Origin of the sequence: Streptomyces sp. NPDC020489 (assembly GCF_044386545.1) — a bacterium.
In the GTDB taxonomy this organism is placed as follows: domain Bacteria; phylum Actinomycetota; class Actinomycetes; order Streptomycetales; family Streptomycetaceae; genus Streptomyces.
The window spans coordinates 135998-160736 of record NZ_JBIRUZ010000012.1; the positions used below are offsets into that span (position 1 = coordinate 135998).

The following is a 24739-nucleotide window of genomic DNA, read 5'->3' on the forward strand; positions in this document are numbered from 1 at the left end:
GGAGACTCGCCCCCATGAGCGGCGACGCGGACCCCCGGCCGGCGGGGGAAGGGACCACCTCGAGGACGCGGCTGGACCGGGGGCGCGGTGCGCTCGGGCCCGCGCTGGAGCTCGTGCACACCGGCCGCGCGCCCACCCGCGCGGTGCTCACCGCCGAACTCGGCGTGACGCGTGCCACGGCCGGCGCGGTCGCCGCCGAGCTGGAGGCGCTCGGACTGATCCGGGTGGACGCCCGCCCCGGCGCGGCCGCCGGCTCGCAGGGCCGCCCCTCGCACCGGCTCGCGGTGGCCGAGGACGGGCCCGTCGTGCTCGCCGCGCAGGTGCACGCCGACGGGTTCCGGGCGGCCCTGGTGGGCCTGGGCGGCCGGATCGTCGCCACCGCGCCCGGCTGCGAGACCGTCGACGCCGACCCGGCGAAGGTCCTCGGCTCCGTCGTCGAGGCGGGCGCCGAACTGCTGCGCACCACCGGCCGCCGCTGCGTCGGCGCCGGCCTCGCCGTGCCCTCCGCCGTCGCCGAGCCCGACGGCACCGCGCTCAACCCCCTCCACCTGGCCTGGCCCGTCGGCGCCCCCGTCCGCCGCATCTTCGCGGAGTGCGTGCGCGCCGCCGGCCTCACCGGACCCGCCTTCGCGGGCAACGACGTCAACCTCGCCGCGCTCGCCGAGCACCGGCACGGCGCCGGCCGCGGCGCCCGGGACCTGCTGTGCGTGGCCACCGGGCACCGAGGGGTCGGCGGGGCGCTGGTCCTCGACGGCCGGCTGCACACCGGCAGTTCGGGTCTGGCACTGGAGGTCGGCCATCTCACCGTCAACCCCGAGGGCCGACCCTGCCACTGCGGCAGCCGGGGCTGCCTGGACGTCGAGGCCGACCCGCTGGCCTTCCTCGACGCCGCCGGCCGCGAGACCGGGCCGGAGGTGTCCCTGCTCCAGCAGGCCAACGAGCTGATCCGCGACCACTACGACGAGCCGGCCGTCCGCACGGCCACCGAGGCCCTGATCGACCGGCTCGGCCTCGGTCTCGCGGGCCTGGTCAACATCCTCAACCCGGACCGCATCATCCTCGGCGGACTGCACCGCACCCTCCTCGACGCCGACCCGGACCGGCTGCGCGCGGTCGTCGCCGACCGCAGCCTGTGGGGGCAGAGCGGCGGGGTACCGATCCTGGCGTGCACGCTGGACCACAACAGCCTGGTCGGCGCCGCCGAGTTGGCCTGGCAGCCGGTGCTGGACGATCCGCTGGGAGCGCTGTCCCGTCAGTGACCGGACGCCGACGCCGGAAGCAGCTCCGGCTTCCCGACTGCCTCGGTGCCCGGGTCGGCACCGGCACCCACGACCGACGCGACCTCCTCGCCCGCGTGCCCGGCGCGTAGGCTCGGGACATGCGGATCTCCGTCTCCTCCGACATGGACGAACCCGTGGCCCGCGCCCTCGTCGCCGCACTGCGCTCCCGTGGCCACGAGGTCGTCGCCCACGGGGCCCTCGCGCCCGGCGCCGATCCCCAGTGGGCGGTGTGCTCGGAGGCGGCCGCCCGGGACGTCGCCTCCGGCCGGGCGGACCAGGCGGTCGTGTGCTGCTGGACCGGCACGGGCGCCGCGATCGCCGCGAACAAGGTCCCGGGCGTACGGGCCGCCCTGTGCACCGACGCGTACACCGCGGACGGCGCCCGGCGGTGGAACGACGCCAACGTCCTCGCCCTCAGCCTGCGCCTGACCTCTGCGCCCCTGCTGAAGGAGATCCTCGACGCCTGGTTCGCCGGCTCGCCGAGCGAGGACCCCGAGGACCGGCAGAACGTGACCCGGATCGAACGGCTGGACCGCGGGGAGCCGTGACGTCGAGGGCGGTGCCTTGCGGGCCGCGGCCCGAGCCCGGCCCGCGGCGGCCCGGAACGCCACGTCAGGGCTGACTCGCGGGGTCGTACTGCGCCTGGGCGACGCCCCGTCGGTTCGCCGCGCCGGACGGGGGCGGATGCCGCCGATCCCGGTCAGCGCCACGCGACGGCGAAGGCCCGGGCGGGGTTGTCGCGCAGGACGCGGTCGACCAGCTCGGCGCCCAGTTCCGTGACCAGTCGCGGCCGCACCCGGCGCAGCAGATACGGCATCCCCGGACCACCGTTCACCGAGCGTGCCGCCGCGGTCGTGGTGTCGCCGCCGAGCAGCAGCCGGTCACCGAACCCCGCGTCGGCCAGAGCCCGTACCACGTCCGGCATCCGCCAGTCCGTGGCGTGGTTCGCGCGGGAGGGGCCGTCGAAGGCGAGATAGCAGCCACTCGCCGCGGCCTGGAGGTGCAGCACGGAGTCCGGGAAGCGGTTCAGATGACCGAGGATCACCCGGTGCGGCGGCACCTCCAACTCGCCGCACAGCAGGTCGAGTACGTCGAGAGCGCCCGTCCCCAGCTCCAGGTGCACGGCGATCGGCGCACCTGTGGCGTGGTGGGCCTCGGCCGCCGCGCTCATCGTCCAGCGGGCGTGCGCGTCGAGGGCGTGGAAGCCGCCCGCGACCTTGATGATCCCGGCGCGCACCCCCGAGAGCCCGATGCCGTCCGTCAGTTCGGCGACGAAGAGCTCCGCGAGACGGCCGCGCAGCTCCGCCAGAGTCCGCTCGTCGTAGTGGACGGCCCTGTGCAGTCCCGTCGCGGCCACCACCAACACCCCCGTCTGCCTGGACAGCGGCGGCAGATCGGCGGCCCGCCGCCCCAGCCCGTACGGTGTCCACTGCACGACGCTGTGCCCGCCCTGGTCCCGGAAGGCCGCCAACTCCGCGCGGGCCGCCGCCGCGTCGCGCAGTTCCTGTCCGGGCAGTTGGGGGCTGCCGAAGAACAGATGGTCATGCGCGTCGCACACCCCCAACCGCTCCGGCGCCACGTCCCCGAGGACCGTGCGGACCGTGCTCACCACTGGCGTCCCCGGGGCAGTTCGGCCAGTCCCGGCGCGGACAGGTGCAGCACCTGGAAGACGTCACCGGCGGCCTTGGGCGTGTCGTGCGCCCAGAGCGAGAAGTGGACCAGCTCCCAGCGGCTCGGATCGACCACGGCCGCCGCGAGCACCGCCCCGTCCTCCGCCGCCAGCCGCCCCGTCTCACGCACCGCGTCCCCCATGACCGCCGCCAACTCCACCCCGTCCGGCACCGGTTGCCGGCGCCGCACGGCGACCCGCGCGGACGAACCGGCGGCACCGCCCACCTCGTGGGCGAGCCCCGTCCACTGCCGGACCGAGGGCCGGCCGAAGTCGTCGCTCAGCCCCTGGAAGGCGCCACCCCACAGGAAGGTGTTCATGCCCTCCATGGTGTTCCACAGGTAGAACGGCGCGTACTGGTTGACCGGTGAGCCGTGCACCCCGCGCTCCCGTATCAGGTACGCCTTGACACCGAGCCCCTCCCACGCGTCGAGCAGATGCCCGACACGCTCGACCCGGTCGCGGACGATCCCCATGTCGTAGTCGGCGGGAAGGGTGAGTTCGTACTGCATGGCATGCATCGCGGCCTCCTCGGGCGGGGTTTGCGCGCTGTCGGGACTGCTTCCTCGTGATGTGCGCCCGGCGCGGACGCTCAGTGCCGTGGCGAGAGAAGGGAGAGCAGCCCGCGGACCCCCGCGTCGAAGGCGGCGGGCGACCCGGACGCGCGGGCGAGGACATAGCCTCCCTGCACGGTGGCGACGACGGTCGCGGCGATCGCCTCGGCGTCGAGGGAGGGCGCGAACTGCCCCTGTTCCTTGCCCTCTTCGACGATCCCCGCGAGCCGCTCCCGGAGCCAGTCCAGCGTCTCGTCGACCGGACCGCGCAGCTCGTCGCTCGCGACGACGTCCGGGTCCATCGTCAGCCGCCCGACCGGACAGCCGCGCAACACGTCCCGCTCACGCAGCAGATACGCCTCGATGCGCGCGTACGGCGTCCCCGGCCCGGCGAGCACTCCCTCGGCGGTGGCCCGCATCTCCTGCGCCGTCCGCCGGATCGCGGCCAGCGCGAGGTCGGGCTTGCCTTTGAAGTGGTGGTACATGGAGCCTTGCCCGGCGCCGGAACGCTCCAGGATGGCCTTGGGGCTGGTGCCCACGTAACCGCGCTCCCACAGCAGCTCGCGGGTGGACTCGATCAGACGCTCCGGGGTGCTCATGCAGCCACTGTACATACTAGTAGTTACAGAAGTCGAGGTGGTGAGGAGCAGCCGGGACGCCCCCGCGTACTCCCCGGGTGGTACGCCCACTGCCGCTGGCCGTACGACGACCCGGCCCCCTCCTCGGAGCCAGTCTCGGGACATCACCGGAACACCGCTTCGAGAACACCGCTTCGAGGGAGATGACCGAGATGCAGACCCTGGCGCACTGGGACGGCGGGCCCGGCCCGTGGATCCTTCTCTTCCCGTTGATCTGGGCGGCCGTCGTGGTCGGCGCCGTCACCGTCCTGCGCCGCACGGTCCGGCGCGGACGTCGCGGCCCGTGGCGCGCGATGTCCGACGCCGCCCCCTGGCGCGAGGTGGGTGACACCGGCCCGTCAGGCGACTCGCCGATCGCCCTGCTCGGCCGTCGTTTCGCCGCCGGCGAGATCGACGAGGACGAGTACTGGCGCCGCCTGTCCGTCCTGGACGAGCAGTTCGGCCGCACGGGCAAGGGCGGCGGTGCGGCATGACGACCACGACCGCCAGGAGGGCGGCGAGCCTGGACGTACTCCGGGCGATCGCCACGGAGTGACGGAGGTACACGCCCGTGTCGCGGCCCGCGGCCCGCGGCCCGGAAACAGCCGCGTGGCCGACCGATCAGCGTGTCACCGCCAGGTCGGTCGGCCACGGTCGACCGAGGGGAGCGTCATCGCCAGGTCGGTCGGCCACGGTCGACCGATCGGAGCGTCACCGCCCGGTCAGCCGACAGCGGCCGACCGGGCGGGAGCATGTTCGACCCGGTGGGCGTCGACCTCGGCGAACACCCGAGGTCCCTTCTCCACCGCGGCGCGCCGTGGCGGGCGCGTCGGTCCGGCCTTGGCGGCGGCGGACGCGGACAGGGCGAACCACACGACCTTGCCCGCCTCCCCGGCCGGTCGCACGCCCCAGCTCTCGCTGACGGCGGCCACCATCGCCAGGCCCCGCCCGCAGGTGGCGAGTCCGTCGGTGCCGGAGTCCTCGCTGTCCGCCACAACCGGCAGACGCGGGTCGTGGTCGTGCACCGAGACCATGAGCTGGTCGAGCAGTAGCTCGATCTCGACCGTGCACATCTTGTCGGGCTGGGCGTGCCGGTGGACGTTGGTCAAGAGCTCCGTCACACCGAGCGCGGCCCGGTCTATGAGGGGGTCCAGATGCCAGTAGCGCAACTGCGCAGAGACGATTCTGCGGACCTGGCCGATCCGCGACGGCAGGGCTTGGAGCTCCACCGTGCAGTGCCTGCTTGGGTAACTGATCACGGCTGCGACTCCCCGACTGAGGTCCGGAAGAACACGGAGTTCGGATCGATCCAGCAGGATGCCTGGTGAGACGGCCGCCTGCTGCCATGTCCGGCGGGCTGGTTCGCAGCGTTATCGCCGGTAAACCCAGAGTGACGTGTGAACAGCGTGACTCAGGCGGCGGGTCTGCGCAACTCGCGGTGACTCATCCGCTACGCCCCGCGGCCTTTCGTACGGCCTCGATGAACCGGCGTGCCGCGGGTGGGCCCGGCTCGCCCGGGGCGGGGTCGTGGTCGCCGAGGGTCAGCAGGTACCGCTTGCCGTTGAGGTCGGCGAGGGCCCGGTCGTCCGCGGCGAACCAGGGCTTGGACGCGCGCACCGCCTGCACCGGCGCGCTGTCGATCTCGCTGCCGTAGCTGGTGAGCAACTCCAGCCTGCCGTCGCTGATCCGGACCTGTCCGGCCCGGGTGAGCGAACGCAGCCGCTTCCCGATCCGCACGCCCGTGGCCGTGAACTCCGGCTCCGCCATGCCTGCCCGCCCCCTCGCGTGTCCTCGGTGTGCCGGCCCGTGATCCGGGTCGTCACGTGGTCCGGTGTGCGCCCCTGTCCGGGGCCGGGGTGTCCCGCCCGGTGCAGTCTGCCCGCACCCGGCGCCGAGCACCAGTGCGCATGCGAGGGCCGCACGCGGGCGCCTGGAGCACTCGTTCGAATGCGCCCCCACCCTGCTGCGGAAGCCCGCACCCCAGGGTGGCCTTTGGGGTCCTCAAAGGTGTGTTTATGCAGGTGAGAAGCGTGCGGAAGGTGTTTATGATCGGTGCGTCGGCCGCGCGAGACGCTGTCGGCGCTCAGCGTAAGGAGCCCCTCCGTGAGCACCCCTCAGCAGATCCGGACCGGCGCGACACTCGACGTCGACCGCAGTGACGCCGCCTACCGAGGCTGGCTGAAAGAGGCCGTCCGCAAGGTCCAGGCCGACGCCAACCGCTCGGCCGACACACACCTCCTGCGCTTCCCGCTGCCGGAGAAGTGGGGCATCGACCTGTACCTGAAGGACGAGTCGACCCACCCCACCGGCAGCCTCAAGCACCGCCTCGCCCGCTCCCTGTTCCTGTACGGCCTGTGCAATGGCTGGATCCGGCCGGGCCGCCCGGTCATCGAGGCGTCCAGTGGCTCGACGGCGGTCTCCGAGGCGTACTTCGCGGGGCTGATCGGCGTGCCCTTCATCGCCGTCATGCCGCGCACGACCAGCGCCGAGAAGATCCGCCTGATCGAGTTCCACGGCGGCCGGTGCCATTTCGTGGACGACCCGCGCCGGATGTACGAGGAGTCGGCCCGGCTCGCGGTGGACACCGGCGGCCACTACATGGACCAGTTCACCTACGCGGAACGGGCCACGGACTGGCGCGGCAACAACAACATCGCCGAATCCGTCTTCCGCCAGCTGGAGTTGGAGCGCTTCCCGGAACCGGCGTGGATCGTCGCCACGGCCGGCACCGGCGGCACCTCGGCGACCATCGCGCGCTACGTCCACTACACCCAGCGCGACACCCGCATCTGTGTCGCCGACCCGGAGAACTCCTGCTTCTTCGAGGGCTGGACCACCGGCGATCCGGACGTCACCTGCGACTGCGGATCCCGTATCGAGGGCATCGGCCGGCCGCGTATGGAGCCGAGCTTCGTACCGGGCGCGGTCGACCGCATGATGAAGGTCCCCGACGCGGCCAGTGTCGCCGCCGTACGGGCGCTGGAACAGGCCATCGGCCGCAAGGCGGGCGGTTCCACCGGAACCGGGCTGTGGAGCGCGCTGAAGATCGTCGCCGAGATGGTGGCCGAGGGGCGGAGCGGCAGCGTGGTGACGCTGCTGTGCGACCCGGGGGACCGGTACCTCGACAAGTACTACTCGGACGCGTGGCTGGCCGAACAGGGCCTGGACATCCAGCCGTACGCGGAGGCGATCGAGTCGTTCCTGGGCACGGGCGTCTGGCCCTGCTAGCGCCGCGCCGGCGACGTCCGCCCCGGCGCGAGGTCCGGCACACACCGGTCCTTGACGGGCGCACATCGCCCGCCGCGGGACGACTAGCGCGCCAGGCGCCGGTCCAGTGAGACGACCGCGTCGCGGAACGCCCGTTCCAGCCCGGCCCGTCCGAGCCGCAGGGCGAGCCGGAGGGGCGCGGTGCCGTCGGCGGCGAAGGTCCACTGCACGCGCGTGCCCGTGCCCGCGGGCCCCAGCCGCCACTCCTCGACCAGTGCGCGCAGGCCGGGCGCGTTGGTCAGGTCCGCGCGGTAGGCGTACACCTCGGGCTCCTTCGCCACGAGGACCGTCTCCAGGAAGCGGGTGCCGCCCCTGAGCCTGACCTCGCGGCCGGCACCCTCGCGCGTGGATCGGGCAAGGGTCACCGCGGCGAACCACTCGCTCCAGCCCGGCACGTCCTCGGCCAGCGCCCGGTGGACCCGCTCCGGCGGCGCGGAGACCTCGCGTGCGAAGACCAGGCGTACGGGCGCGGTCTCGACGAAGTCGAGCCCCACCTCGCGCAGACGGCGAGCCATGGGCGAACCCCCCTCGGTGACGGCCGGGAAGGCGCCACCCTAGCTGACGGACCGTCAACTGTCTGCGGGGGCCTCCGGCTCGCCCGCCACCACCAGCCGCCGCAGATGCTCGGCGACCTCCTCACGCGCCACGGCCGGCAGCCCCGTGTCCGTCACCAGCGTGTCGACCTGCTCCAGCGTCGCGAACGAACTCAGGCCCACCGTGCCCCACTTGGTGTGGTCCGCGACCACCACGACCCGGCGCGCCGACTGCACCAGCCGGCGATTGGTCTCCGCCTCCGCGAGGTTCGGCGTCGACAGCCCGGCCTCCACCGATATGCCGTGCACCCCGAGGAACAGCACGTCGAAGTGGAGCGCCGCGATCGCCTGGTCGGCCACCGGACCCACCAGGGAGTCCGAGGGAGTGCGCACCCCGCCGGTCAGCACCACCGTGGCCGCGCCCTGACGAGGGCCCGAGGTGCGCTGCGCCGAGTGGAAGACGTCGGCCACCCGCACCGAGTTGGTGACGACCGTGAGATCGGGGACGTCGATCAGGTGATGGGCCAGCGCGTACGTCGTCGTGCCGCCCGACAGTGCGATCGCGGAGCCCGGGGCCACCAGTTCGGCCGCCGCCCGCGCGATGTCCTCCTTGGCGGACAGCTCCAGACCCGACTTGGCCTCGAACCCCGGCTCGTGGGTGCTCGCCTCGACCACCGGCACCGCGCCGCCGTGCACCTTCTCCAGGACGCCCTGCCGGGCGAGCGCGTCCAGATCCCGACGCACGGTCATGTCCGACACGCCGAGCTTGCGTGTCAGCTCGTTCACCCGGACGCCGCCGCGGCGCCGGACCTCGTCCAGGATGAGCGCGCGCCGCTGCTCCGCGAGGAGGTTCTGATTCTCGCTCACGTACGCTCCGGTCCTTTCGCCTCAATCCGTCCGACACGCCACGCGCACCTGCTCCGACGAGGGCGTTCTCCCCGTCTGCGGCGCGCGGACGCCCCATCCTCGCACGGCACCGTACCGGTCGCGCCACCGACCGTCACGACGCGCGCATGTCAGTTCGACCTCAGTGACGCGCCGATCGTGACACGGATCGGGGAGATTCCGTGACGAGGGGTGCACGACGGTCCCGCAGCGGAGATCCTTGACCCGCACAGGCATCTGCGGACGGCGTGTCAACGGGGGAAGAGCGCACAGTGGATCATGTGGAGAAGCGTGCCTCGACGGGCGGGCCGGAAGGCGCCGCGCTGGAACTGATGGTCCACGGGGTGGGCGGCACGACACCCGACAAGATGCTCGACGACCCACGCATCGTACGCGTCACCGGCGACGACACCGCCGCCGTCTTCCGCCGCGCCGACGACGCCGAGGCGGACACCGGACCCGGCGCCACCCGGCGTGAACCGATCCCCGAGGCCTACGTCTGGTGCAACCTCACCTCCGGCAACGCCTCGCGCGCCCTGTGGCTGTTGCTGCTGCCCTTCATGGTGGTCAACCTCGCCCACTGGATGCGCCCCGCCGCCCGGGGCCGCACCCGCACGGTCCGGCTGTACGGGCTGCTGGTGCGGCTGGCGGCGCTCTCCCTGACCGTGCTGCTGGTCGCGGCCGTCTGCGAGGTGGCCCTCGATCTGGCCGCATGGCAGTGCGCGGGCACGCGCGCGTGCGCCGACCGGCACACCTGGCTGGGCTTTCTGTCGCCGACCGTCTCCGGCGGCGGCTGGTGGAGCCGCCCGGGCCGCCGGCTCGCCCTCGCCGCCCTGGTCCCCACCGTCCTGACCTGCCTGCTGTGGTACCTCTCCCACCACACCTGGAACGCCTACGAGTCGCAGGCCCCGATGTCCCGCCCCGCCGAACCCGACGAGGAGACGGCCCGCACCGCTCTCGGCCGCCCCGGCTTCTGGTACGGACGCCGGCTGGTGGCCCGGCTGCGCGCCGCCCACACCGCCGCCGCCCTGCTCACGGTCGCCGCGGCCGTCGGCTCCGCGGCGGCCCGCTTCGACCGCCGCCCCGGCGGTCCCGCCGCGCTCGACCTGGCGGGCCGAGCGCTGCTCGTGGCGCTCGCCGGCGGAGCCGTCATGGTCGTCTGGGTGGTCTGCCGCCGCGGCCGCAGCGAGAACCGCCTGGACCGCGAGCTCGACGAACACCTCGTACGCCGTCTGCCGCTCGCCGCGCTCGGCCTGCTCGCCCTGACCCTGCTGTACGCCGGCTGGGAACGCCCGGGGTGGGTCTCGTCCGGCCGGCTGCCGGGTGACGCGACCTTCGGCGCCATCACCCTGGTGCAGGGGCTGATCGTGGTTCTCCTCGCCGCCGTCGCCCACCTGCTGCACCGCACCCACCCCGACCCGCGCGCCGCCATGCGGGGCCTGGGCGGGCCGGCCGTCGCGATGCTCGCCTGCGCCCTCGGCGGGGTGATGTCCGGCGGGGTCTCCCAGCGCGTGGCCGACTGGCTGGACGGCACCGGGACCTCCCTCGCCGGACCACCGGTCCTGCTGACCTGGCAGTCCTCGGTGATCCCGCCGCTGATCATCGTCCTGCTGGTCCTGATCGCCTGCCTCGGCCGCAGGACCTGGCGGCTGCGCCGCACCGAACTGACCGCCGTGGAGAGCGACTACCCGGACGAGACCAAGGACCGGGCCCGCACCCGGCGCATCGCCACCACCCGCGCGCTGGCCACCCTCACCGACCGGGCCCCGCTGATCGTCGCCGTCACCTCCGCCGCCACCCTGCTCCTCGGCGCCGCCGCGCTGACCGGCGCCCTCACCACCGGCAAGACCCCGGGTGAGGCGGCACGGACCTCGTCCCCCTTCGTCCAGGGCGCCGCCGACACCGCCCAGGCGCTGGGCTCCTGGCTGATCGGGGTCGGCTTCATAGTGTTCGTCACCTGGGGCCGGCGCGCCTACAAGGACGCCTCCGCGCGCCGCACCATCGGCATCCTGTGGGACGTCGGCACGTTCTGGCCGCGCGCCGCACACCCCTTCTCACCGCCCTGCTACGCCGAGCGCGCGGTCCCCGACCTCACCTGGCGGGTGGCCACCTGGACGCGTGCGACCGGCGGCCGCCTGGTGATCTCCGGCCACTCCCAGGGCAGCGTCCTCGCCGCCGCCGCGGCCTGGCAGCTGACCCCGGCCGACCGCAGACGGGTGGCGCTGCTGACCTACGGCTCACCGCTGGAGCGGCTCTACGGCCGCTGGTTCCCGGCGCACTTCGGTCCGGCCGCGCTCAGCGCCCTGCACCACGACGTGGCCTGCTGGCGCAACCTGTACCGGCCCACCGACCCCATCGGCGGCCCGGTGCGCCTGTCCGGCGACTGCGGCCCCGAGGTCGACCACCAGGCCCTGAAGGACCCGCTGGCCTACGGGCGCACCGAGCGGCATCCGCTGCCCGCGCCGGTCCTCGGTCACTCCGACTACCAGGCGGACCCGGCCTTCGCCGAGGAGCGGGCGAGGCTGCTGGCCCGGCTGCGACCCGACGTACCGGCCCAGCGGTAGCCCGCCGGACCGGCGCCCCAGGGGCGCTCGCTCAGCGCGGCTCCGGCAGGTCCTGCGCGTACAGCAGCGTCAGATCGTCGGTGCTGGGGTCCGCGACCTGGGCGACCCGGCTCGCGTGCCGCTCGACCATGGCCTCGAAGGTCTGGCGGGCGGTGCGGCCGTTGCCGAAGGCGGGGCCCTTGGGAAGCGCCGTGAAGTACTCCAGCAGCGCCTCCGGGGCGCCCGGCGCCAGCCGGTACTCGTGCTCGTCGGCCTGCTGCTCCACGATCCGCAGCAGCTCGTCGGGGGCGTAGTCGCCGAAGGTGATGGTCCGTGAGAAGCGGGACGCCACACCGGGGTTGACGGAGAGGAAACGCTCCATCTCCGCGGTGTAGCCCGCGACGATCACCACGACCGCGTCCCGGTGGTCCTCCATCAGCTTCACCAGCGTGTCGATGGCCTCCTTGCCGAAGTCACGGCCGGAGTCCTCCGGCGAGAGCGCGTACGCCTCGTCGATGAACAGCACCCCGCCACGCGCCCGGTCGAAGGCCTCCTGGGTGCGGATCGCCGTCGAGCCGATGTGCTCGCCGACCAGGTCGACCCGGGACACCTCGACGAGATGGCCCTTCTCCAGCACACCGAGCGAGGCGAGGATCTCGCCGTAGAGACGGGCGACCGTGGTCTTGCCGGTGCCGGGGGAGCCGGTGAAGACCAGATGGCGCTTGACCGAGGCCGCCTTGAGACCGGCCTGCTGACGGCGCCGGCCCACCTCGATCATGTCGGTGAGGGCCCGCACCTCGCGCTTGACGCTCTCCAGGCCCACCAGCGCGTCGAGTTCGCCCATCACGTCCTTGGAGGTGCGCGGGGGCTGCTCGGGCTCGACGGGCGCGGCGGCCTGCTCCGGTTCGACGGTGCGCTGCCCGGGGACGGCGCCGAGCAGACCGGGGGACCGGCCCGCCGTCTCCACGGCGATCTCCCCGGCGACCGGAGGCCGCGCGCCGGCGCTCTCGTCGCTCGTGCAGTCCTCGACGAGCGGGCCGGTGCCGGAACCCGCGTCCGGGCCGGCGTCGGCGAACTCGTACCCACCGCGCGCGCACCGCTCCGTGCGGCACTTGCGCAGGGTCGCACGGCAGCCGTCGATCACGTGGAAGCCGTAGCCGCCGCTGCCGGTGACCCGGCAGTTCAGGAAGCTGCCCCGGCCGCCCGCCGAGACGTAGAAGCCGGCCTCGGCGGGGGAGTCCACCGTGCACCGCTCGATGGTGGGGTCGGCGCCCTTGGTGACGATCACGCCGGTCTGGGTGCCGTCCACCGTGCAGTTGTTGAGGGTGCCGCCGCTGCCGTGGTCACGGAACCAGGCGCCGGTCGCGGCGTCCCGGATGCGGCAGTCGTCGAGTTGCGCGGTGGCGCCGTCGCTCACCGACACGGCCGTGTTGCGCACCTGGGAGAGGTCGCTGTCCACGACGTCCGCGCGGGAACCGCGGTCCAGGACGAACAGCGCGTCCGGCACGTCGTGTACCCGGCAGGAGTCCAGCACCGCGGTCGCCCCGTCGCTGACCCACACCGCGGGGTAGTCGCCGGTGCTGTCGAAGATCTCGCACTGGTTGGCGTCCACGCGGGTGCCCGGGTCCCACACCGACAGGCCGTTGCGCCCGAACTGACGCACCGTCGTACGGGTCAGCGTCAGGACGGAACGGGAGCGCAGGTCCACCGCGTTCTCGGGGATGTCGTGGATGCGGCAGTCGGCCAGGGTCAGCACGGCGTCCGTGTCGAGCGTGACGCCGTCGCCGGCCGTGCGGTGCACATCGCAGTCGCTGAGGTGTGCGGCGGCCCGGTGGGTGATCTGGACGCCGCTGCCCCGGACCTCGTACACCTCGCAACCCACCGCTTCCAGCGCGGAGTTCTCACCCGTCACCGACAGGCCCACGCCCGAGGCGTGGTGCACCCGGCAGCGTTCGAGACGGGGGTGGGCGCCGCCGCGGACCGCGACACCGGACTGGCCGGCGGCCACGACCTCGCACTCCTCGAACACCCCGCCCCCGCCGTCGACCACGGCGATGCCGATGCCGGCCGGGTTGTCGACGGTGCAGCGCCGCACGGTCGGGCGGGCACCGCCGCGCACCTCTATGCCGGCCGCGGACCGGGTGACGATCCGGATGTCCGTCAGCTCCGGGGTGCCCTCCTCCACGAGCAGCGCGGGCGCCGCCGCGTCCTGGCCCTCCACGTGCAGGTCCTGGACCACCGCCGAGGCGCGCACGGTCAGCGGTACCCCGTCCACGGGCGCGATCCGCACCGAACCGGGCGAGCCCTCGGGTCCGCGCAGGGTCACCGTCCGCTGGACGACGAGGTTCTCCCGGTAGGTGCCGGGGGCGATGGTGAGGACGTCGCCGTCGGCCGCGGCCTCCAGGGCGGCGGCGAGCGATGCGTACTCACCCGTGCGGCGCCGCCACCGCGAGGTGCCGGTGTGCGTCACCTGGACCGTGCCCTGTGCCATGGCGTTGCTGTGCCCCCACCTTGCGGTAACTCATGGCTCGCTCGCCCTCGGGGCGTCGCGGTCGGTACCGGGAGCGCGTGCGCGTCCGGCGACCGGCGCGTCCCTCCAGCTCGCTCGCGCGCGGTTCGTGCTGCCGAAGAAGTTCGGCCGGTCCACCGTAGCGTGCGCGCAGGCGGTGAGTTGACCAGAGCCGCAAGGCTGTCAGCTGCCGGTGCCGGCCCTGCCCCAGTCCGGGCCCACCCGTGCCCAGGCCTGGTCCCAACGGGCGTACCGGCGACGGACCATGCGCCAGACGATCAACCGGCGGGCGCTCTCGATCAGACCGATGCCGAGCAGGGCCGCACCGACCCCGGCGAGGACCGCGTGGGTGGTGGCGGTGGCGGAGTCCAGCGGGCGGGGCATGATGTGCCCCTGCGTGTCCGTCCATATCGTGAAGTGGTCGCCCTTGTGCGGGTCCTTGAGGCCCGCGAGCACCGGGCCGTGCCGCGGCGTGCCGTCGGGCGCGGTCCAGTCGGCGAGGACGCGGGTGCGCAACTCCCGCCCGGTGGAGGTCTCGGGGTCGGCGTCCAGCGGGGACCGGTCCAGCTCGCGGGTCACGGTCGCCGTCACCGGGTGACGGGAGGCGCGTTGGGAACGGACGGACTCCTGAAGGGAGTCCTGGGCAAGACCGCCGACGACCGCACCGGCCAGCGGTGCGACGACCAGGACGAGCAGCAGGGCCGCGAGCGCGACCCAGGCCTCGGCCAGATCCGTGGCGCGGCGCAGCGGATTGTGCCGCCACTGCCAGAGTCCGCTGATCGCTCGCACGGTCCGCACCCCCTTTCCGCCTTTCCGCTCAGTGATAACCCCTGGCGGAGCCGTTCACCGCGAGGCCGGTCGAAGAGAGAGCGAAATCACCGGACCGGGGCCTCTCAGGAATTTCTCACGATGCCCAACGCGCAAGCCACCGCGGTCGGTTCCCGCGCCCCGGCGCTTGAGTGGATCTTTACCGGTCCAGGATCTCGACCGGATCGCCGACGCGGATCGTGCCGCGGGACTGCGGTACCAGGTTCTGCCCGAAGACCAGTTTTCCGCTCAAGCGGCGGTGGCGTCCCAGCGTGTGGAGGGGTTCCCGGCCCCGCTCGGCGGTGCTCTGGTCAGTGGTCGTCACCAGGCAGCGTCCGCAGGCCTTGGCGACGCGGAAGACGACCTCGCCGATCGCGACACGCGCCCAGTCGTCCTCGGCCCAGGCCTCGGTGCCCGAGACGACGACGTTGGGCCGGAAACGGTTCATCGGTAGCGGGCCCTCGGCGGCGTGATCACCGCGCGCGATCAGGGAGTTGAGGGCGTCGAGCGAGGCGGTGGTGGTGAGCAGCAGGGGATAGCCGTCGGCGAAGGAGACGGTCTCGCCCTCCCGCGCGTACTCCGGGTCGACGGGCCGGCGCGTGGCGGGGTCGTCCATGTGCACCAGCCGGACGCTCTCGCCGAGCAGCTCGCTGCACCAGGCGTGCGCGGCCGGGTCCTCGGCGGGCACCGTCTCCACCTTGTCGCGGAAGATCTGCATCGGCACGGTGCCGACCGGCCGCGGCACCGGGACCTCCAGCGGTGCCGCACCGGGCGCTGACAGCCGAACGCCGCCGCCGGGCAGAAGCTCGGCGGCGGCAAGCGCGACGCGCGGGTGCGCGCGTTGGGTGACGACCTTTCCCCCGTCGTCGATCAACGCCCAGCGCCTGTCCCCGGCCAGCCCCCAGGGCTCGACCTCGGCGTCCAGGGGCGCGAGGCCCCGGAACGCCTTGACCGGATGGACGTGAATCGACTCAAGCCGTGCAATTCCCATGGAACCATCGTGCCAGCCCGGCGGACGGTCCGGGGATCGGCTCGGATCGGCTCAGTAGCCGCGGTACTGCTGGTTGTTGTACGGGTCCTGGTACGGAGCCGGGGCGGGACGGGGCGCCGCGGGGCGCATCGCCTCGTAGCCCATGCCCTGCGCCATCGGGCGCGGCTGCTGCGCCTGTGGGCCGGGATAGCCCCGCGGGGCGGCGGCCTGCTGCGGGATGTACGCGGCGGGCGCCTGCTGGAGCGGGGCGGGCTGCTGGGCCTGCGGATAGCCGTAGGCGGGCTGGGAGGGGCCCGCCGGCAGGGCGGGCAGCCCCGAGGACAGGGCGGGCAGGTTGTTGCTGCTCGGCATGGCGTACTCGGCCGGGACCCGGATCGGGGCGATCTGCGGGGTTCCCCGCTCGGCCACGAGGGAGTCGTAGATCGGGGTGTCCGGGAAGGAGGCGGAGTAGTAGCCGCCGCCATAAGTGGAGCGGGGGGAGGTCATGGCACATAAGTTAAGCCCACGATGTGCTGGTTGGGGAGACCGATAAGAGGGTTGATTTCCGTGTCGGCCGTGACCCCGGATCCCCAATGCGAGCGAAGTCGGGAAAATGGGACACCGCGCAGGACATGGCCGGCGCAAAGGCCGAGTTCCAGGCGGGTTACCGGGGGTTGCCCGGCGATCTTCGCGTGCACCGCATGGGAGTTCGCTGTCGCGGGGAATAGGTTGGCCCTGGAGAGAACCGATGGGCTGCCGGGACATGCCTGGCGCGGTGACACGTGATGGGGGCGGACATGTCGATGTCGAAAGGGTCCAACGCTCCGGTGCCGACGACGGCACTGCGGGTCGAGGTGGGCTGGAGTCCCGGTCCGGGTGTGCCCGACGCCGACGCGTCGGCGCTGCTCCTGGTGGGCGGAAAGGTCCGTTCCGACAGTGACTTCGTCTTCTACAACCAGCCCTCGCACACCTCCGGGGCGGTCCGCCACGAGGGCAAGCGCAACGACGGCGGCCGGGTGGTCGACACCCTCCTCGTCGACCTCGCGCGCGTGGAGCCCGCCGTCGAGACCGTGGTCCTGGCCGCCTCCAGCGACGGCGGCTCGTTCGGACAGGTGCCGGGTCTGTACATCGAGGTGAAGGACGCGGCGCGGGGAACCGTGGTGGCCCGCTTCGACAGCACGGGCGCGAGCGTCGAAACCGCTTTCGTGCTCGGTGAGTTCTACCGCCGCCAGGGCAACTGGAAGTTCCGTGCCGTCGGTCAGGGATACAGCAGCGGCCTCGAAGGCCTGGCCACGGACTTCGGGATCACCGTGGACGAGCCGCAGCAGGCCGCACCGCCCGCGCCCGCGCGCGTGGCGCCGCCCGTCACCACACCGCCGGTGACCATGCCGCCTCCGCCGGCCGCCCCTCCGGCACCGCCCGCACAGCCGGTACGGCTGACCAAGGTCACGCTCACCAAGTCGGCCCCCTCGGTCTCCCTGACCAAGCAGGGCGGCACCTCGGGCGCGCTGCGGGTGAACCTCAACTGGGAGGTCCGCAAGCAGTTCTCGGGCTGGGCCGCCAAGCTGGGCCGCCCGGTCGCGATGCACAACGACCTCGACCTGGACCTGTGCGCCCTGTACGAACTCACCGACGGCAGCAAAGGCGTCGTCCAGGCCCTCGGCAACGCCTTCGGCGCCCTGCACCAGCCGCCGTTCATCCACCTCGACGGCGACGACCGCACCGGTGCCGTCGCGAGCGGTGAGAACCTCACCGTCAACCTCGACCACCAGCAGGTCTTCCGGCGCATCCTCGTCTTCGTCACCATCTACGAGGGCGCCCGCTCCTTCGCCGACCTGAATGCCAGGGTCACCCTCCAGCCGCAGTTCGGCGCCGCGATCGACTTCTCCCTCGACGAGTGCACCGTCCCCTCGACCGTCTGCGCCCTCGCCCTGATCACCAACACCGGCTCCGACCTCGTCGTCCAGCGCGAGGCCCGCTACCTGGTGCCCGAGCGCGGGGTGAGCCCGCAGCGCACCGTGGACTACGCCTACGGCTGGGGCATGAACTGGACCCCTGGCCGCAAATAGGCTCAGCCTTCCTCAGGCACCGTCTCCGGGCGCGCGTAGGTGCGGCCCTTCCAGGCCGCACCGCGCCCCCGGTAGTGCTGCACGGCGGAGTCGACCGTCATCAGCAGGTAGAGCGACGCCGTGAACGGCAGCAGGGGCGCGAGCCACGGCGGCTGCCGGTAGTAGCGGAGCATCGGAAGGTACGTCCCCGTCATCACCAGCCACGCCAGACCGCCGAACAGCGCCACCGGCGTACTCCCCGTGGCGAGCCCCACGGCCAGGGCGACGGGCGGCACCAGGTAGACCAGCGCGAGCCCGGCCACCGTGCCGGCCAGCAGCGCCGGGTTGTGCCGCAGCTGCGCGTAGGCACTGCGCGAGACCATGCGCCACAGGTCGTGCAGGCGCGGGTAGGGGCGCACACTGTCGACCCCCTCGGCCAGCCCCAGCCAGATGTGGCCGCCCCCGCCCTTGACCGCGCGCGCGAGCGCCACGTCGTCGATGACGGCGTGCCGGATCGCGTCCGGGATCCGGGCCCGTTCGGCGGCCTCGGCCCGCAGCAGCACACAGCCGCCCGCGGCGGCCGCCGTCCGGGTGCCCCGCCTCCCGATGCGGCGGAAGGGGTACAACTGGGCGAAGAAGTAGACGAACGCGGGCACGACCAGCCGCTCCCACGGGCTCTCCACCCGCAGCCGGGCCATCAGGGACACGGCGTCGAAGCCACCGGTGCGCGCCGCCGCGACCAGCGCGCGCAGACTGCCGGGCTCGTGCGCGATGTCGGCGTCCGTCAGCAACAGGTACTCGGGATCACGCGCGCGTGCCAGAGCGATGCCGTGGCGCACCGCCCACAGCTTGCCGGTCCAGCCGGCGGGCGGCTCACCGGGCGAGCCGACGGTGAGCGGCAGTCCGCCGTGCCGCCGCGACAGCTCCCGGGCGAGCTCCCCGGTGCCGTCCGAGCTGCCGTCGTCGACGAGGAAGACCTCGGCCCGCCCGGGGTAGTCCTGCTCCAGCAGGGAGGGCAGGCCGACGGGCAGGACCGCGGCCTCGTCGCGCGCGGGGACCACCACACCGACGGACGGCCACTCATCGGGATCCCGACGCTCGGGGAGTCTGACGTCCGTGCGCCAGAAGAACCCCTGGCAGAGCAACAGCCACAGCCAGGCGGCGAGGGAGGCGGCGGCGGTCCAGGCGATAGCGCTCACCCGCGCAGTGTGCCCCACCCGACCGGTCCCGGAGGGCTCATGTTCTATCGTGACCGGGTGAAGATCGCGCTCATGGACTCCGGCATCGGCCTTCTGGCGGCCACCGCCGCGGTACGGCGTCTGCGCCCGGACGCCGATCTCGTCCTCTCCCTCGACCCCGACGGCATGCCCTGGGGGCCGCGGACCCCCGAGGACCTCACCCGGCGGGCCCTGGCCGTCGCCGAGGCCGCCGCGGCGCACCGGCCCGAGGCGCTGATCGTCGGCTGCAACACCGCCACGGTGCACGCGCTGCCCGCCCTGCGCACCCTCCTGGAACCGGCCCTGCCGGTCATCGGCACCGTTCCGGCGATCAAGCCGGCGGCGGCCGGCGGCGGGCCCTTCGCGATCTGGGCCACCCCCGCCACCACCGGAAGCCCCTACCAGCGCGGCCTGATCAAGGACTTCGCCGCCGGGGTCACCGTCACGGAGGTGCCCTGCCACGGGCTGGCCGAGGCCGTGGAGCACGCCGACCAGACGGCCATCGACGCCGCGGTCGCCGCGGCCGCCGCCCTGACCCCGGAGGACGTGACCACGGTCGTCCTCGGGTGCACGCACTACGAGCTCGTCGCCGAGCGCATCCGCGCCGCCGTCCAGCGCCCCGACCGCCCGCCGTTGGTCCTGCACGGATCCGCCGGGGCGGTCGCCGCCCAGGCGCTGCGCCGGATCGGCGAGCAGCCCGCCCCGCAGGCCGCCGCCGACGGCACCCTCACCGTCCTGCTGAGCGGACGCGAGGGGACACTGCCGTCGGCCGCCCTGGCCTACGAGGAAGGCCGCGCCCTCCAAGAGGTCAGCTCCGCCCGCTGACCAGGGCGCACCCGGGGGCGCTCAGCCCACCGGCCCATTCCACCCCCGCCGAGCGCTACCCCCATGGCAAAAGCTGAGTAATCTCGAAGGCATGAGGGACCACCCCCACGGCGAGAAGACGCCGCATCCCGACGTCTGGACCGGACGCGCCACCAACCGGGTCCAGTGGCTCCTGGCGCTCTCCGGAGCCGCCTGCATGGCCCTCGGTATCGAGCTGGCCGTCGACTCGGCGTGGACCTCGGGGATCGCCCCGCTCGCCATGGCCGTCGTCGGCTGCATCGCGGCAGGGCTGCTCGTCCTGTTCGGCACCCTGGCGTTCGTGCACGTGGCGCTGAAGGTCGACGCGGAGTCCCTCGAAGTGCGCTGCGGCCACATGGGGCTGCCCCGCCGCCGCATCCTGCTGTCGAACGTGGCGGGCGCCGAGGTCGACCCGGACGTCACCCCGCGGCACTGGGGCGGCTGGGGCTATCGCTGGCGGCCCGAGAAGGGCACCGCCGTCGTGGTGCGCCGGGGTGAGGGCATCGTGCTGAGCCTGTGGGACGGGCACACGTTCACGATCACGGTGGACGACGCCGAGGCGGCCGTCCAGATCATCAGGGACCGGCTGCACTCACGCGCGCACGGCACGGCCCACTAGGGGCTGTTGTGAAGCCTCGTCGCCCGGAGGGCGGCCGCGCGGCGTTCGGTGCGGCGAGAGTGCGTGCCGGGCGTCGCGCGGCAGAGGCCACTCTCGCAACAGGTTTCACGCCCTGTCGTCCCAGGCGTGCGGGTCGTGCGCGGTCTCGTGAGGCTGTGACCCGTCGGTCAGGGGGCGGGCCGTGGCCACGCCTGCCAGCAGGCCGGCGCCCACCGAGACCGTGGTGAAGCTGAGCGCGTTGCCGACCGCGGCGATCGTGGCGAGCGCCGTCAGGGTCGCGCCCGCGGTGAGCACGACCGGTGTGGGGCGCGGGGAGCGCCAGAGCGTGTAGAGCAGCCAGCAGAAGGCCGCGGCGAGCAGGAGGACCCCGGTGACTCCCTGTTCGGCCGCCTGTTGCAGCGGGGCCGAGTGCGGTTTGCCGTCGGGCAGCATCATCTGGGCTGCTGTCGTGCTGAGCTCGCCGAAGCGTCCCGGGCCGACGCCCACGGCCGCGTCCCGGGACGCCATGTGCAGCGCGTCGTGCCACAGCTCGATGCGGTGCCGGGTCAGCTGGCCCTCCAGCGACACCGCCAGCCCCTCCGGCACCGCCTTGCCGGCCACCGCCCAGGTCAGCCCGGTCGCCAGGACCGCCGTCAGGAGCAGTCCGGCGAAGCCCGCGCCCCGGTGGCGGCCCATCCGGCCGGCGGCGAGCGAGCACAGCAGCACCGCGGCACCGGTGACGCAGGCGCTCGCCGAGCCGAGGACGGCGGCGGTCACGACGGTCCCGGCGGCCAGCAGCCGCAGCAGCAGCCGCCACGCGGGCGTGCCCACCGTCCACGCCGCGCAGCACGCGGCTCCGGTGGACAGGGTCAGTACGGCGGCGGTGGCGCCGGCATGGCCGAGCGGGGAAGCGATCTCGGGTCCCGCGGAGAGCCGCGGTGCTGCCACGGTGAGGCCGAGCCCGGCCACGGCGGCCGCCGTGAGCGCGGCGGCCGGTACGACCGCTCCGCAGACGCGTCCGGCCGCGTAGCCGGCGGTCACCGCGAGGACGGCGAGCAGCATGCCTTCCGGACGCCCGTCATGGACGGCCGCGGTGACCAGGGACCAGGCGGCGCAGGCCCCCAGCACCAGGACACCCGTCGCGTCAGAAACGTTTCGTCTGTCGCCGTCCGCCAGCGGACCGGCCGCAGACGTCCTCCCCGTGGACCCCATCCGACCCCCGAACCAGTCGCCCCCGCGACCTGCGCCGACCTCGGTCGCACGGCCGCCTGACCGGCGGTACGACAAAGGCCCCGGCACACGGTAACCGCTGATGGACGGTTTGTGGACACGATGTGCAGGAACGATGCGCCGGGGGCGTGCGCGGGCGCCCGCGCTGCCGCCCGGACCGTCCTGTCGATGCCGATGTCACCCGCCGTACACTCCCGGAGTGACCGTCACCGCAACATCCGTGGACGAGTCGGACCAGAAGCAGCCTGCGGCGCCCGCCTCCCGCGCGGCCCGTCTCGTGCGCTTCGCCCCGGCTCTCGCCGCCGCGCTCTTCGGAGTGCTGCTCTACGTCAGCTTCCCGCCACGCACCCTGTGGTGGCTCGCCCTGCCGGCCTTCGCCGGCTTCGGCTGGGTCCTGCGCGGCCGCAGCTGGAAGGCGGGCCTGGGCCTCGGCTACCTCTTCGGGCTCGGCTTCCTGCTGCCCCTGCTGGTGTGGACGGGCGTGGAGGTGGGCCCGGGGCCCTGGCTGGCCCTGGTGGCGATCGAGGCGGTCTTCGTCGCCCTGGTCGGCGCGGGCATCGCCACGGTCTCGAAGCTGCCCGGTGCGCCCCTGTGGTCGGCGGCCCTGTGGATCGCCGCCGAGGCCGCACGCGCGCGTGCGCCGTTCAACGGCTTCCCCTGGGGCAAGGTCGCCTTCGGCCAGGCCGACGGCGTGTTCCTCCCGCTGGCCGCGGTCGGTGGCACCCCGGTGCTCGGCTTCGCCGTCGTCCTGTGCGGCTTCGGCCTCTACGAGGTGGTCCGCCTGGCCGTCCGCAAGAGCCGTGACCAGGAGGTACGGCGTTCCGCCGCGGTCGTCGCCCTGCTCGCCCTCACCGTCCCGGTCGCCGGTGCCCTGGCCGCCCGCCCCCTGGTGAGCGACAAGGCCGAGAACGGCACCGTGACCGTCGCCGTCATCCAGGGCAACGTGCCGCGCGCGGGCCTGGACTTCAACGCCCAGCGCCGGGCCGTGCTCGACCACCACGCGCGGGAGACCGAGCGGCTGGCCGCCCGGGTCAAGGCCGGCAAGGTGGCCAAGCCGGACTTCGTGCTGTGGCCCGAGAACTCCTCCGACATCGACCCGTTCGCCAACCCCGACGCGCGTGCCGTCATCGACGGGGCGGCCAAGGCGATCGGCGTGCCGATCTCGGTCGGCGGTGTCGTCGAGAGGGACGGCAAGCTCTACAACGAGCAGATCCTGTGGGACCCGGTCAAGGGACCGACCGACACCTACGACAAGCGGCAGATCCAGCCGTTCGGCGAGTACCTCCCGCTGCGCTCGCTCATCGGCGCGATCAACAGCGACTGGACGTCCATGGTCCGCCAGGACTTCAGCCGCGGCACCGAGCCGGGCGTGTTCACCATGGCCGGTGCCAAGGTCGGCCTCGTCACCTGCTACGAGGCCGCCTTCGACTGGGCGGTGCGCTCCGAGGTCACCGACGGCGCCCAGCTGATCTCCGTGCCCAGCAACAACGCCACCTTCGACCGCAGTGAGATGACCTACCAGCAGCTCGCGATGTCCCGGGTCCGCGCGGTCGAGCACAGCCGGACCGTCACCGTCCCGGTGACCAGCGGCGTCAGCGCGATCATCATGCCGGACGGTCGGATCACCCAGAAGACCGGCATGTTCGTCGCCGACTCCCTCGTCCAGAAGGTGCCGCTGCGCTCCTCCGAGACCCCCGCGACCCGGCTCGGCATCCTGCCGGAGATGGCGCTGGTGCTGCTCGCCGTGGGCGGACTGGGCTGGGCGATCGGCTCCGGTGTGCGCAACAGGCGTACGGGGGCGGCCGGTTAGGGTCGGGGCATGGCTACTCCTGACTTCATCCGTGAGATCCGGGCCTCCGCCGGGCACCAGCTGTTGTGGCTGCCCGGCGTCAGCGCCGTCGTCTTCGACGACGAGGGGCGGGTTCTGCTGGGGCAGCGCGCGGACAACCACGAGTGGACGGTGATATCGGGCATCCCCGATCCCGGGGAGCAGCCCGCGGCCGCTGCCGTCCGGGAGGTCCACGAAGAGGCGGGTGTGCACTGCGTCGTCGAGCGGGTCGTCCTCGTCCGGTCGGGGAGTGAGGTCGTCTACCCCAACGGCGACACGTGCCAGTTCATGGACATCACCTTCCGCTGCCGGGCCGTCGGCGGCGAGGCGCGGGTGAACGACGACGAGTCCCTCCAGGTCGGCTGGTTCGAGGTGGACGCGCTGCCCCCGATGGGCGAGCGTCAGCTGTTCCGGATCAAGCAAGCACTGTCCGATGAACCCACATGGTTCGAGCCCATGAGTTCCGAATGAAGTGTGGGCGCTGACCACATGGGGTGAGCGGAAGACGGTGCCTAGGGTCGAGCCATGACCCCGCCCAGTGCCCTTCCGGCTCTCCAGGCCCCCTCGCTCGACCTCGGCGGCCGTACCGCCCTCGTCACCGGCGCCGCCGGTGGCATCGGACGCGCCTGTGCGCTGCGGCTCGCGGCCGCCGGGGCCAAGGTCAGAGCGGTCGACCGGGAGGCGCGGGGGCTGGAGGAACTCGCGGAGAGCGCGCGGGGCCTCGCGGGCACCGTCGAGCCGCATGTCCTCGACCTCACCGACCTGGACGCCGCCGAACTGGCCGCCGCCGGCACCGACGTCCTGGTCAACAACGCCGGGCTCCAGCTGGTGCGTCCCCTGGAGGAGTTCCCGCCTGACGTCTTCCACACCGTGCTCACCGTGATGCTGGAGGCGCCGTTCCGGCTCATCCGCGGCGCCCTGCCCCACATGTACGGGCAGGGGTGGGGCCGGATCGTCAACGTGTCCTCGGTCCACGGGCTGCGGGCCTCGGCGTTCAAGTCGGCGTACGTGGCCGCCAAGCACGGACTGGAGGGGCTGTCCAAGACGGCCGCGCTGGAGGGCGCGCCCCACGGTGTCACCTCGAACTGTGTGAACCCCGCCTATGTGCGCACCCCCCTGGTCGAGAAGCAGCTCGCCGACCAGGCGCGGGCGCACGGCATCCCCGAGGAGCGCGTCCTGGCCGAGGTGCTCCTCCAGGACAGTGCGGTCAAACGGCTCATCGAGCCCGAGGACGTCGCCGAGGCCGTGGCGTATCTGTGCGGCCCGCAGGCGTCCTTCGTGACCGGCACGTCCCTGGTGATGGACGGGGGCTGGACGGCCCACTGACCCGGCGCACTCCCG

At 73.3% G+C, this 24739-nt stretch carries 24 protein-coding genes; 11 read left to right on the forward strand and 13 right to left on the reverse strand.

What is annotated here, in order from left to right; translation table 11 throughout:
- Positions 1-14: 14 nt before the first annotated feature.
- Positions 15-1259 (forward strand): ROK family protein, encoded by a 1245-nt coding sequence (locus ACH41F_RS29500; protein WP_391242319.1) that lies wholly within the window; start codon positions 15-17, stop codon positions 1257-1259.
- Between the two features lie 119 nt (positions 1260-1378).
- Positions 1379-1828, forward strand: a complete 450-nt coding sequence (locus ACH41F_RS29505; RefSeq protein ID WP_391242322.1) for an RpiB/LacA/LacB family sugar-phosphate isomerase — start codon at positions 1379-1381, stop codon at positions 1826-1828.
- 152 nt (positions 1829-1980) lie between these two features.
- Here the strand turns inward: ACH41F_RS29505 and ACH41F_RS29510 are convergent, their stop codons facing one another.
- The 3 genes from ACH41F_RS29510 to ACH41F_RS29520 all read right to left on the reverse strand — a co-directional run bounded on the left by ACH41F_RS29510 (position 1981) and on the right by ACH41F_RS29520 (position 4117).
- A complete protein-coding gene (locus tag ACH41F_RS29510; protein WP_391242325.1) occupies positions 1981-2889 on the reverse strand; it encodes a phosphotriesterase in 909 nt (302 codons plus the stop codon).
- Complete coding sequence (locus tag ACH41F_RS29515; RefSeq protein ID WP_391242327.1) at positions 2886-3470, reverse strand: DUF4865 family protein; 585 nt, start codon at positions 3468-3470, stop codon at positions 2886-2888. The genes ACH41F_RS29510 and ACH41F_RS29515 overlap by 4 nt, the downstream gene beginning before the upstream one ends.
- Positions 3471-3541: 71 nt before the next feature.
- A complete protein-coding gene (locus ACH41F_RS29520) occupies positions 3542-4117 on the reverse strand; it encodes a TetR family transcriptional regulator C-terminal domain-containing protein (protein ID WP_391242329.1) in 576 nt (191 codons plus the stop codon).
- 176 nt (positions 4118-4293) lie between these two features.
- Here ACH41F_RS29520 and ACH41F_RS29525 point away from each other — a divergent pair, with 176 nt between their 5' ends.
- On the forward strand, positions 4294-4614 hold the full coding sequence (locus ACH41F_RS29525; RefSeq protein ID WP_391242529.1) for an SHOCT domain-containing protein: 321 nt from the start codon (positions 4294-4296) through the stop codon (positions 4612-4614).
- Positions 4615-4842: 228 nt separating this feature from the next.
- Here ACH41F_RS29525 and ACH41F_RS29530 read toward each other — a convergent pair whose 3' ends face one another.
- Together ACH41F_RS29530 and ACH41F_RS29535 are read right to left on the reverse strand one after the other, a co-directional pair.
- Positions 4843-5379, reverse strand: a complete 537-nt coding sequence (locus ACH41F_RS29530) for an ATP-binding protein (protein ID WP_391242332.1) — start codon at positions 5377-5379, stop codon at positions 4843-4845.
- A gap of 184 nt (positions 5380-5563) precedes the next feature.
- Positions 5564-5887 carry a hypothetical protein gene (locus tag ACH41F_RS29535; RefSeq protein ID WP_361520942.1) on the reverse strand — a complete coding sequence of 108 codons (324 nt, stop codon included), beginning with the start codon at positions 5885-5887 and terminating at the stop codon, positions 5564-5566.
- Positions 5888-6223: 336 nt separating this feature from the next.
- On the opposite strand from ACH41F_RS29535, the gene ACH41F_RS29540 reads away from it, so the two are divergent.
- Positions 6224-7348: a pyridoxal-phosphate dependent enzyme gene (locus ACH41F_RS29540; RefSeq protein WP_391242335.1), complete on the forward strand. Its 1125-nt coding sequence runs from the start codon at positions 6224-6226 to the stop codon at positions 7346-7348.
- Between the two features lie 83 nt (positions 7349-7431).
- On the opposite strand, the gene ACH41F_RS29545 is transcribed toward ACH41F_RS29540, so the two are convergent.
- Together ACH41F_RS29545 and ACH41F_RS29550 are read right to left on the reverse strand one after the other, a co-directional pair.
- The gene (locus ACH41F_RS29545; RefSeq protein ID WP_391242338.1) at positions 7432-7902 is read right to left on the reverse strand and encodes an SRPBCC family protein; all 471 of its coding nucleotides are present in this window, start codon (positions 7900-7902) and stop codon (positions 7432-7434) included.
- A gap of 54 nt (positions 7903-7956) precedes the next feature.
- Positions 7957-8787 carry a DeoR family transcriptional regulator gene (locus tag ACH41F_RS29550; protein ID WP_391242341.1) on the reverse strand — a complete coding sequence of 277 codons (831 nt, stop codon included), beginning with the start codon at positions 8785-8787 and terminating at the stop codon, positions 7957-7959.
- Between the two features lie 350 nt (positions 8788-9137).
- On the opposite strand from ACH41F_RS29550, the gene ACH41F_RS29555 reads away from it, so the two are divergent.
- On the forward strand, positions 9138-11369 hold the full coding sequence (locus ACH41F_RS29555; RefSeq protein ID WP_391242532.1) for a hypothetical protein: 2232 nt from the start codon (positions 9138-9140) through the stop codon (positions 11367-11369).
- 31 nt (positions 11370-11400) lie between these two features.
- On the opposite strand, the gene ACH41F_RS29560 is transcribed toward ACH41F_RS29555, so the two are convergent.
- The 4 genes from ACH41F_RS29560 to ACH41F_RS29575 form a co-directional block, all read right to left on the reverse strand.
- Positions 11401-13839 (reverse strand): right-handed parallel beta-helix repeat-containing protein, encoded by a 2439-nt coding sequence (locus ACH41F_RS29560; protein WP_391242343.1) that lies wholly within the window; start codon positions 13837-13839, stop codon positions 11401-11403.
- 201 nt (positions 13840-14040) lie between these two features.
- Positions 14041-14646, reverse strand: coding sequence for a hypothetical protein (locus ACH41F_RS29565; protein ID WP_398838213.1), 606 nt, complete (start codon positions 14644-14646; stop codon positions 14041-14043).
- 178 nt (positions 14647-14824) lie between these two features.
- Entirely contained in the window at positions 14825-15655 is an 831-nt protein-coding gene (locus ACH41F_RS29570) for an MOSC N-terminal beta barrel domain-containing protein (protein ID WP_391242349.1), read from the reverse strand.
- Between the two features lie 51 nt (positions 15656-15706).
- The gene (locus ACH41F_RS29575) at positions 15707-16141 is read right to left on the reverse strand and encodes a DUF6643 family protein (RefSeq protein ID WP_391242352.1); all 435 of its coding nucleotides are present in this window, start codon (positions 16139-16141) and stop codon (positions 15707-15709) included.
- A gap of 296 nt (positions 16142-16437) precedes the next feature.
- Between ACH41F_RS29575 and ACH41F_RS29580 the strand changes: the two genes are divergently transcribed.
- Positions 16438-17703, forward strand: coding sequence for a TerD family protein (locus ACH41F_RS29580; RefSeq protein ID WP_398838320.1), 1266 nt, complete (start codon positions 16438-16440; stop codon positions 17701-17703).
- 2 nt (positions 17704-17705) lie between these two features.
- On the opposite strand, the gene ACH41F_RS29585 is transcribed toward ACH41F_RS29580, so the two are convergent.
- Positions 17706-18899, reverse strand: coding sequence for a glycosyltransferase (locus tag ACH41F_RS29585; RefSeq protein WP_398838215.1), 1194 nt, complete (start codon positions 18897-18899; stop codon positions 17706-17708).
- A 39-nt stretch (positions 18900-18938) separates the two neighbouring features.
- On the opposite strand from ACH41F_RS29585, the gene ACH41F_RS29590 reads away from it, so the two are divergent.
- Positions 18939-19724 (forward strand): glutamate racemase, encoded by a 786-nt coding sequence (locus tag ACH41F_RS29590; protein WP_398838321.1) that lies wholly within the window; start codon positions 18939-18941, stop codon positions 19722-19724.
- A gap of 91 nt (positions 19725-19815) precedes the next feature.
- Positions 19816-20361: a hypothetical protein gene (locus ACH41F_RS29595; protein ID WP_391242360.1), complete on the forward strand. Its 546-nt coding sequence runs from the start codon at positions 19816-19818 to the stop codon at positions 20359-20361.
- Positions 20362-20466: 105 nt separating this feature from the next.
- On the opposite strand, the gene ACH41F_RS29600 is transcribed toward ACH41F_RS29595, so the two are convergent.
- Entirely contained in the window at positions 20467-21552 is a 1086-nt protein-coding gene (locus tag ACH41F_RS29600; RefSeq protein ID WP_391242363.1) for an O-antigen ligase family protein, read from the reverse strand.
- 217 nt (positions 21553-21769) lie between these two features.
- On the opposite strand from ACH41F_RS29600, the gene lnt reads away from it, so the two are divergent.
- The 3 genes from lnt to ACH41F_RS29615 are packed head-to-tail and all read left to right on the forward strand — an operon-like array spanning position 21770 to position 24724.
- Positions 21770-23380, forward strand: a complete 1611-nt coding sequence (gene lnt, locus ACH41F_RS29605) for an apolipoprotein N-acyltransferase (protein ID WP_398838216.1) — start codon at positions 21770-21772, stop codon at positions 23378-23380.
- 9 nt (positions 23381-23389) lie between these two features.
- Positions 23390-23869, forward strand: a complete 480-nt coding sequence (locus ACH41F_RS29610) for an NUDIX domain-containing protein (protein WP_391242370.1) — start codon at positions 23390-23392, stop codon at positions 23867-23869.
- Between the two features lie 54 nt (positions 23870-23923).
- Entirely contained in the window at positions 23924-24724 is an 801-nt protein-coding gene (locus ACH41F_RS29615) for a 3-hydroxybutyrate dehydrogenase (protein ID WP_391242373.1), read from the forward strand.
- Positions 24725-24739: the final 15 nt, after the last annotated feature.

Coding starts and splice junctions, on each gene's coding strand:
- ACH41F_RS29500 (WP_391242319.1), top strand. CDS start 15: ATGAGCGGCGACGCGGACCCCCGGCCGGCGGGGGAAGGGACCACCTCG.
- ACH41F_RS29505 (WP_391242322.1), top strand. CDS start 1,379: ATGCGGATCTCCGTCTCCTCCGACATGGACGAACCCGTGGCCCGCGCC.
- ACH41F_RS29515 (WP_391242327.1), bottom strand. CDS start 3,470: ATGCATGCCATGCAGTACGAACTCACCCTTCCCGCCGACTACGACATG.
- ACH41F_RS29520 (WP_391242329.1), bottom strand. CDS start 4,117: ATGTACAGTGGCTGCATGAGCACCCCGGAGCGTCTGATCGAGTCCACC.
- ACH41F_RS29525 (WP_391242529.1), top strand. CDS start 4,294: ATGCAGACCCTGGCGCACTGGGACGGCGGGCCCGGCCCGTGGATCCTT.
- ACH41F_RS29535 (WP_361520942.1), bottom strand. CDS start 5,887: ATGGCGGAGCCGGAGTTCACGGCCACGGGCGTGCGGATCGGGAAGCGG.
- ACH41F_RS29545 (WP_391242338.1), bottom strand. CDS start 7,902: ATGGCTCGCCGTCTGCGCGAGGTGGGGCTCGACTTCGTCGAGACCGCG.
- ACH41F_RS29555 (WP_391242532.1), top strand. CDS start 9,138: ATGGTCCACGGGGTGGGCGGCACGACACCCGACAAGATGCTCGACGAC.
- ACH41F_RS29560 (WP_391242343.1), bottom strand. CDS start 13,839: ATGGCACAGGGCACGGTCCAGGTGACGCACACCGGCACCTCGCGGTGG.
- ACH41F_RS29570 (WP_391242349.1), bottom strand. CDS start 15,655: ATGGGAATTGCACGGCTTGAGTCGATTCACGTCCATCCGGTCAAGGCG.
- ACH41F_RS29575 (WP_391242352.1), bottom strand. CDS start 16,141: ATGACCTCCCCCCGCTCCACTTATGGCGGCGGCTACTACTCCGCCTCC.
- ACH41F_RS29580 (WP_398838320.1), top strand. CDS start 16,438: ATGTCGAAAGGGTCCAACGCTCCGGTGCCGACGACGGCACTGCGGGTC.
- ACH41F_RS29595 (WP_391242360.1), top strand. CDS start 19,816: ATGAGGGACCACCCCCACGGCGAGAAGACGCCGCATCCCGACGTCTGG.
- ACH41F_RS29600 (WP_391242363.1), bottom strand. CDS start 21,552: ATGGGGTCCACGGGGAGGACGTCTGCGGCCGGTCCGCTGGCGGACGGC.
- ACH41F_RS29610 (WP_391242370.1), top strand. CDS start 23,390: ATGGCTACTCCTGACTTCATCCGTGAGATCCGGGCCTCCGCCGGGCAC.
- ACH41F_RS29615 (WP_391242373.1), top strand. CDS start 23,924: ATGACCCCGCCCAGTGCCCTTCCGGCTCTCCAGGCCCCCTCGCTCGAC.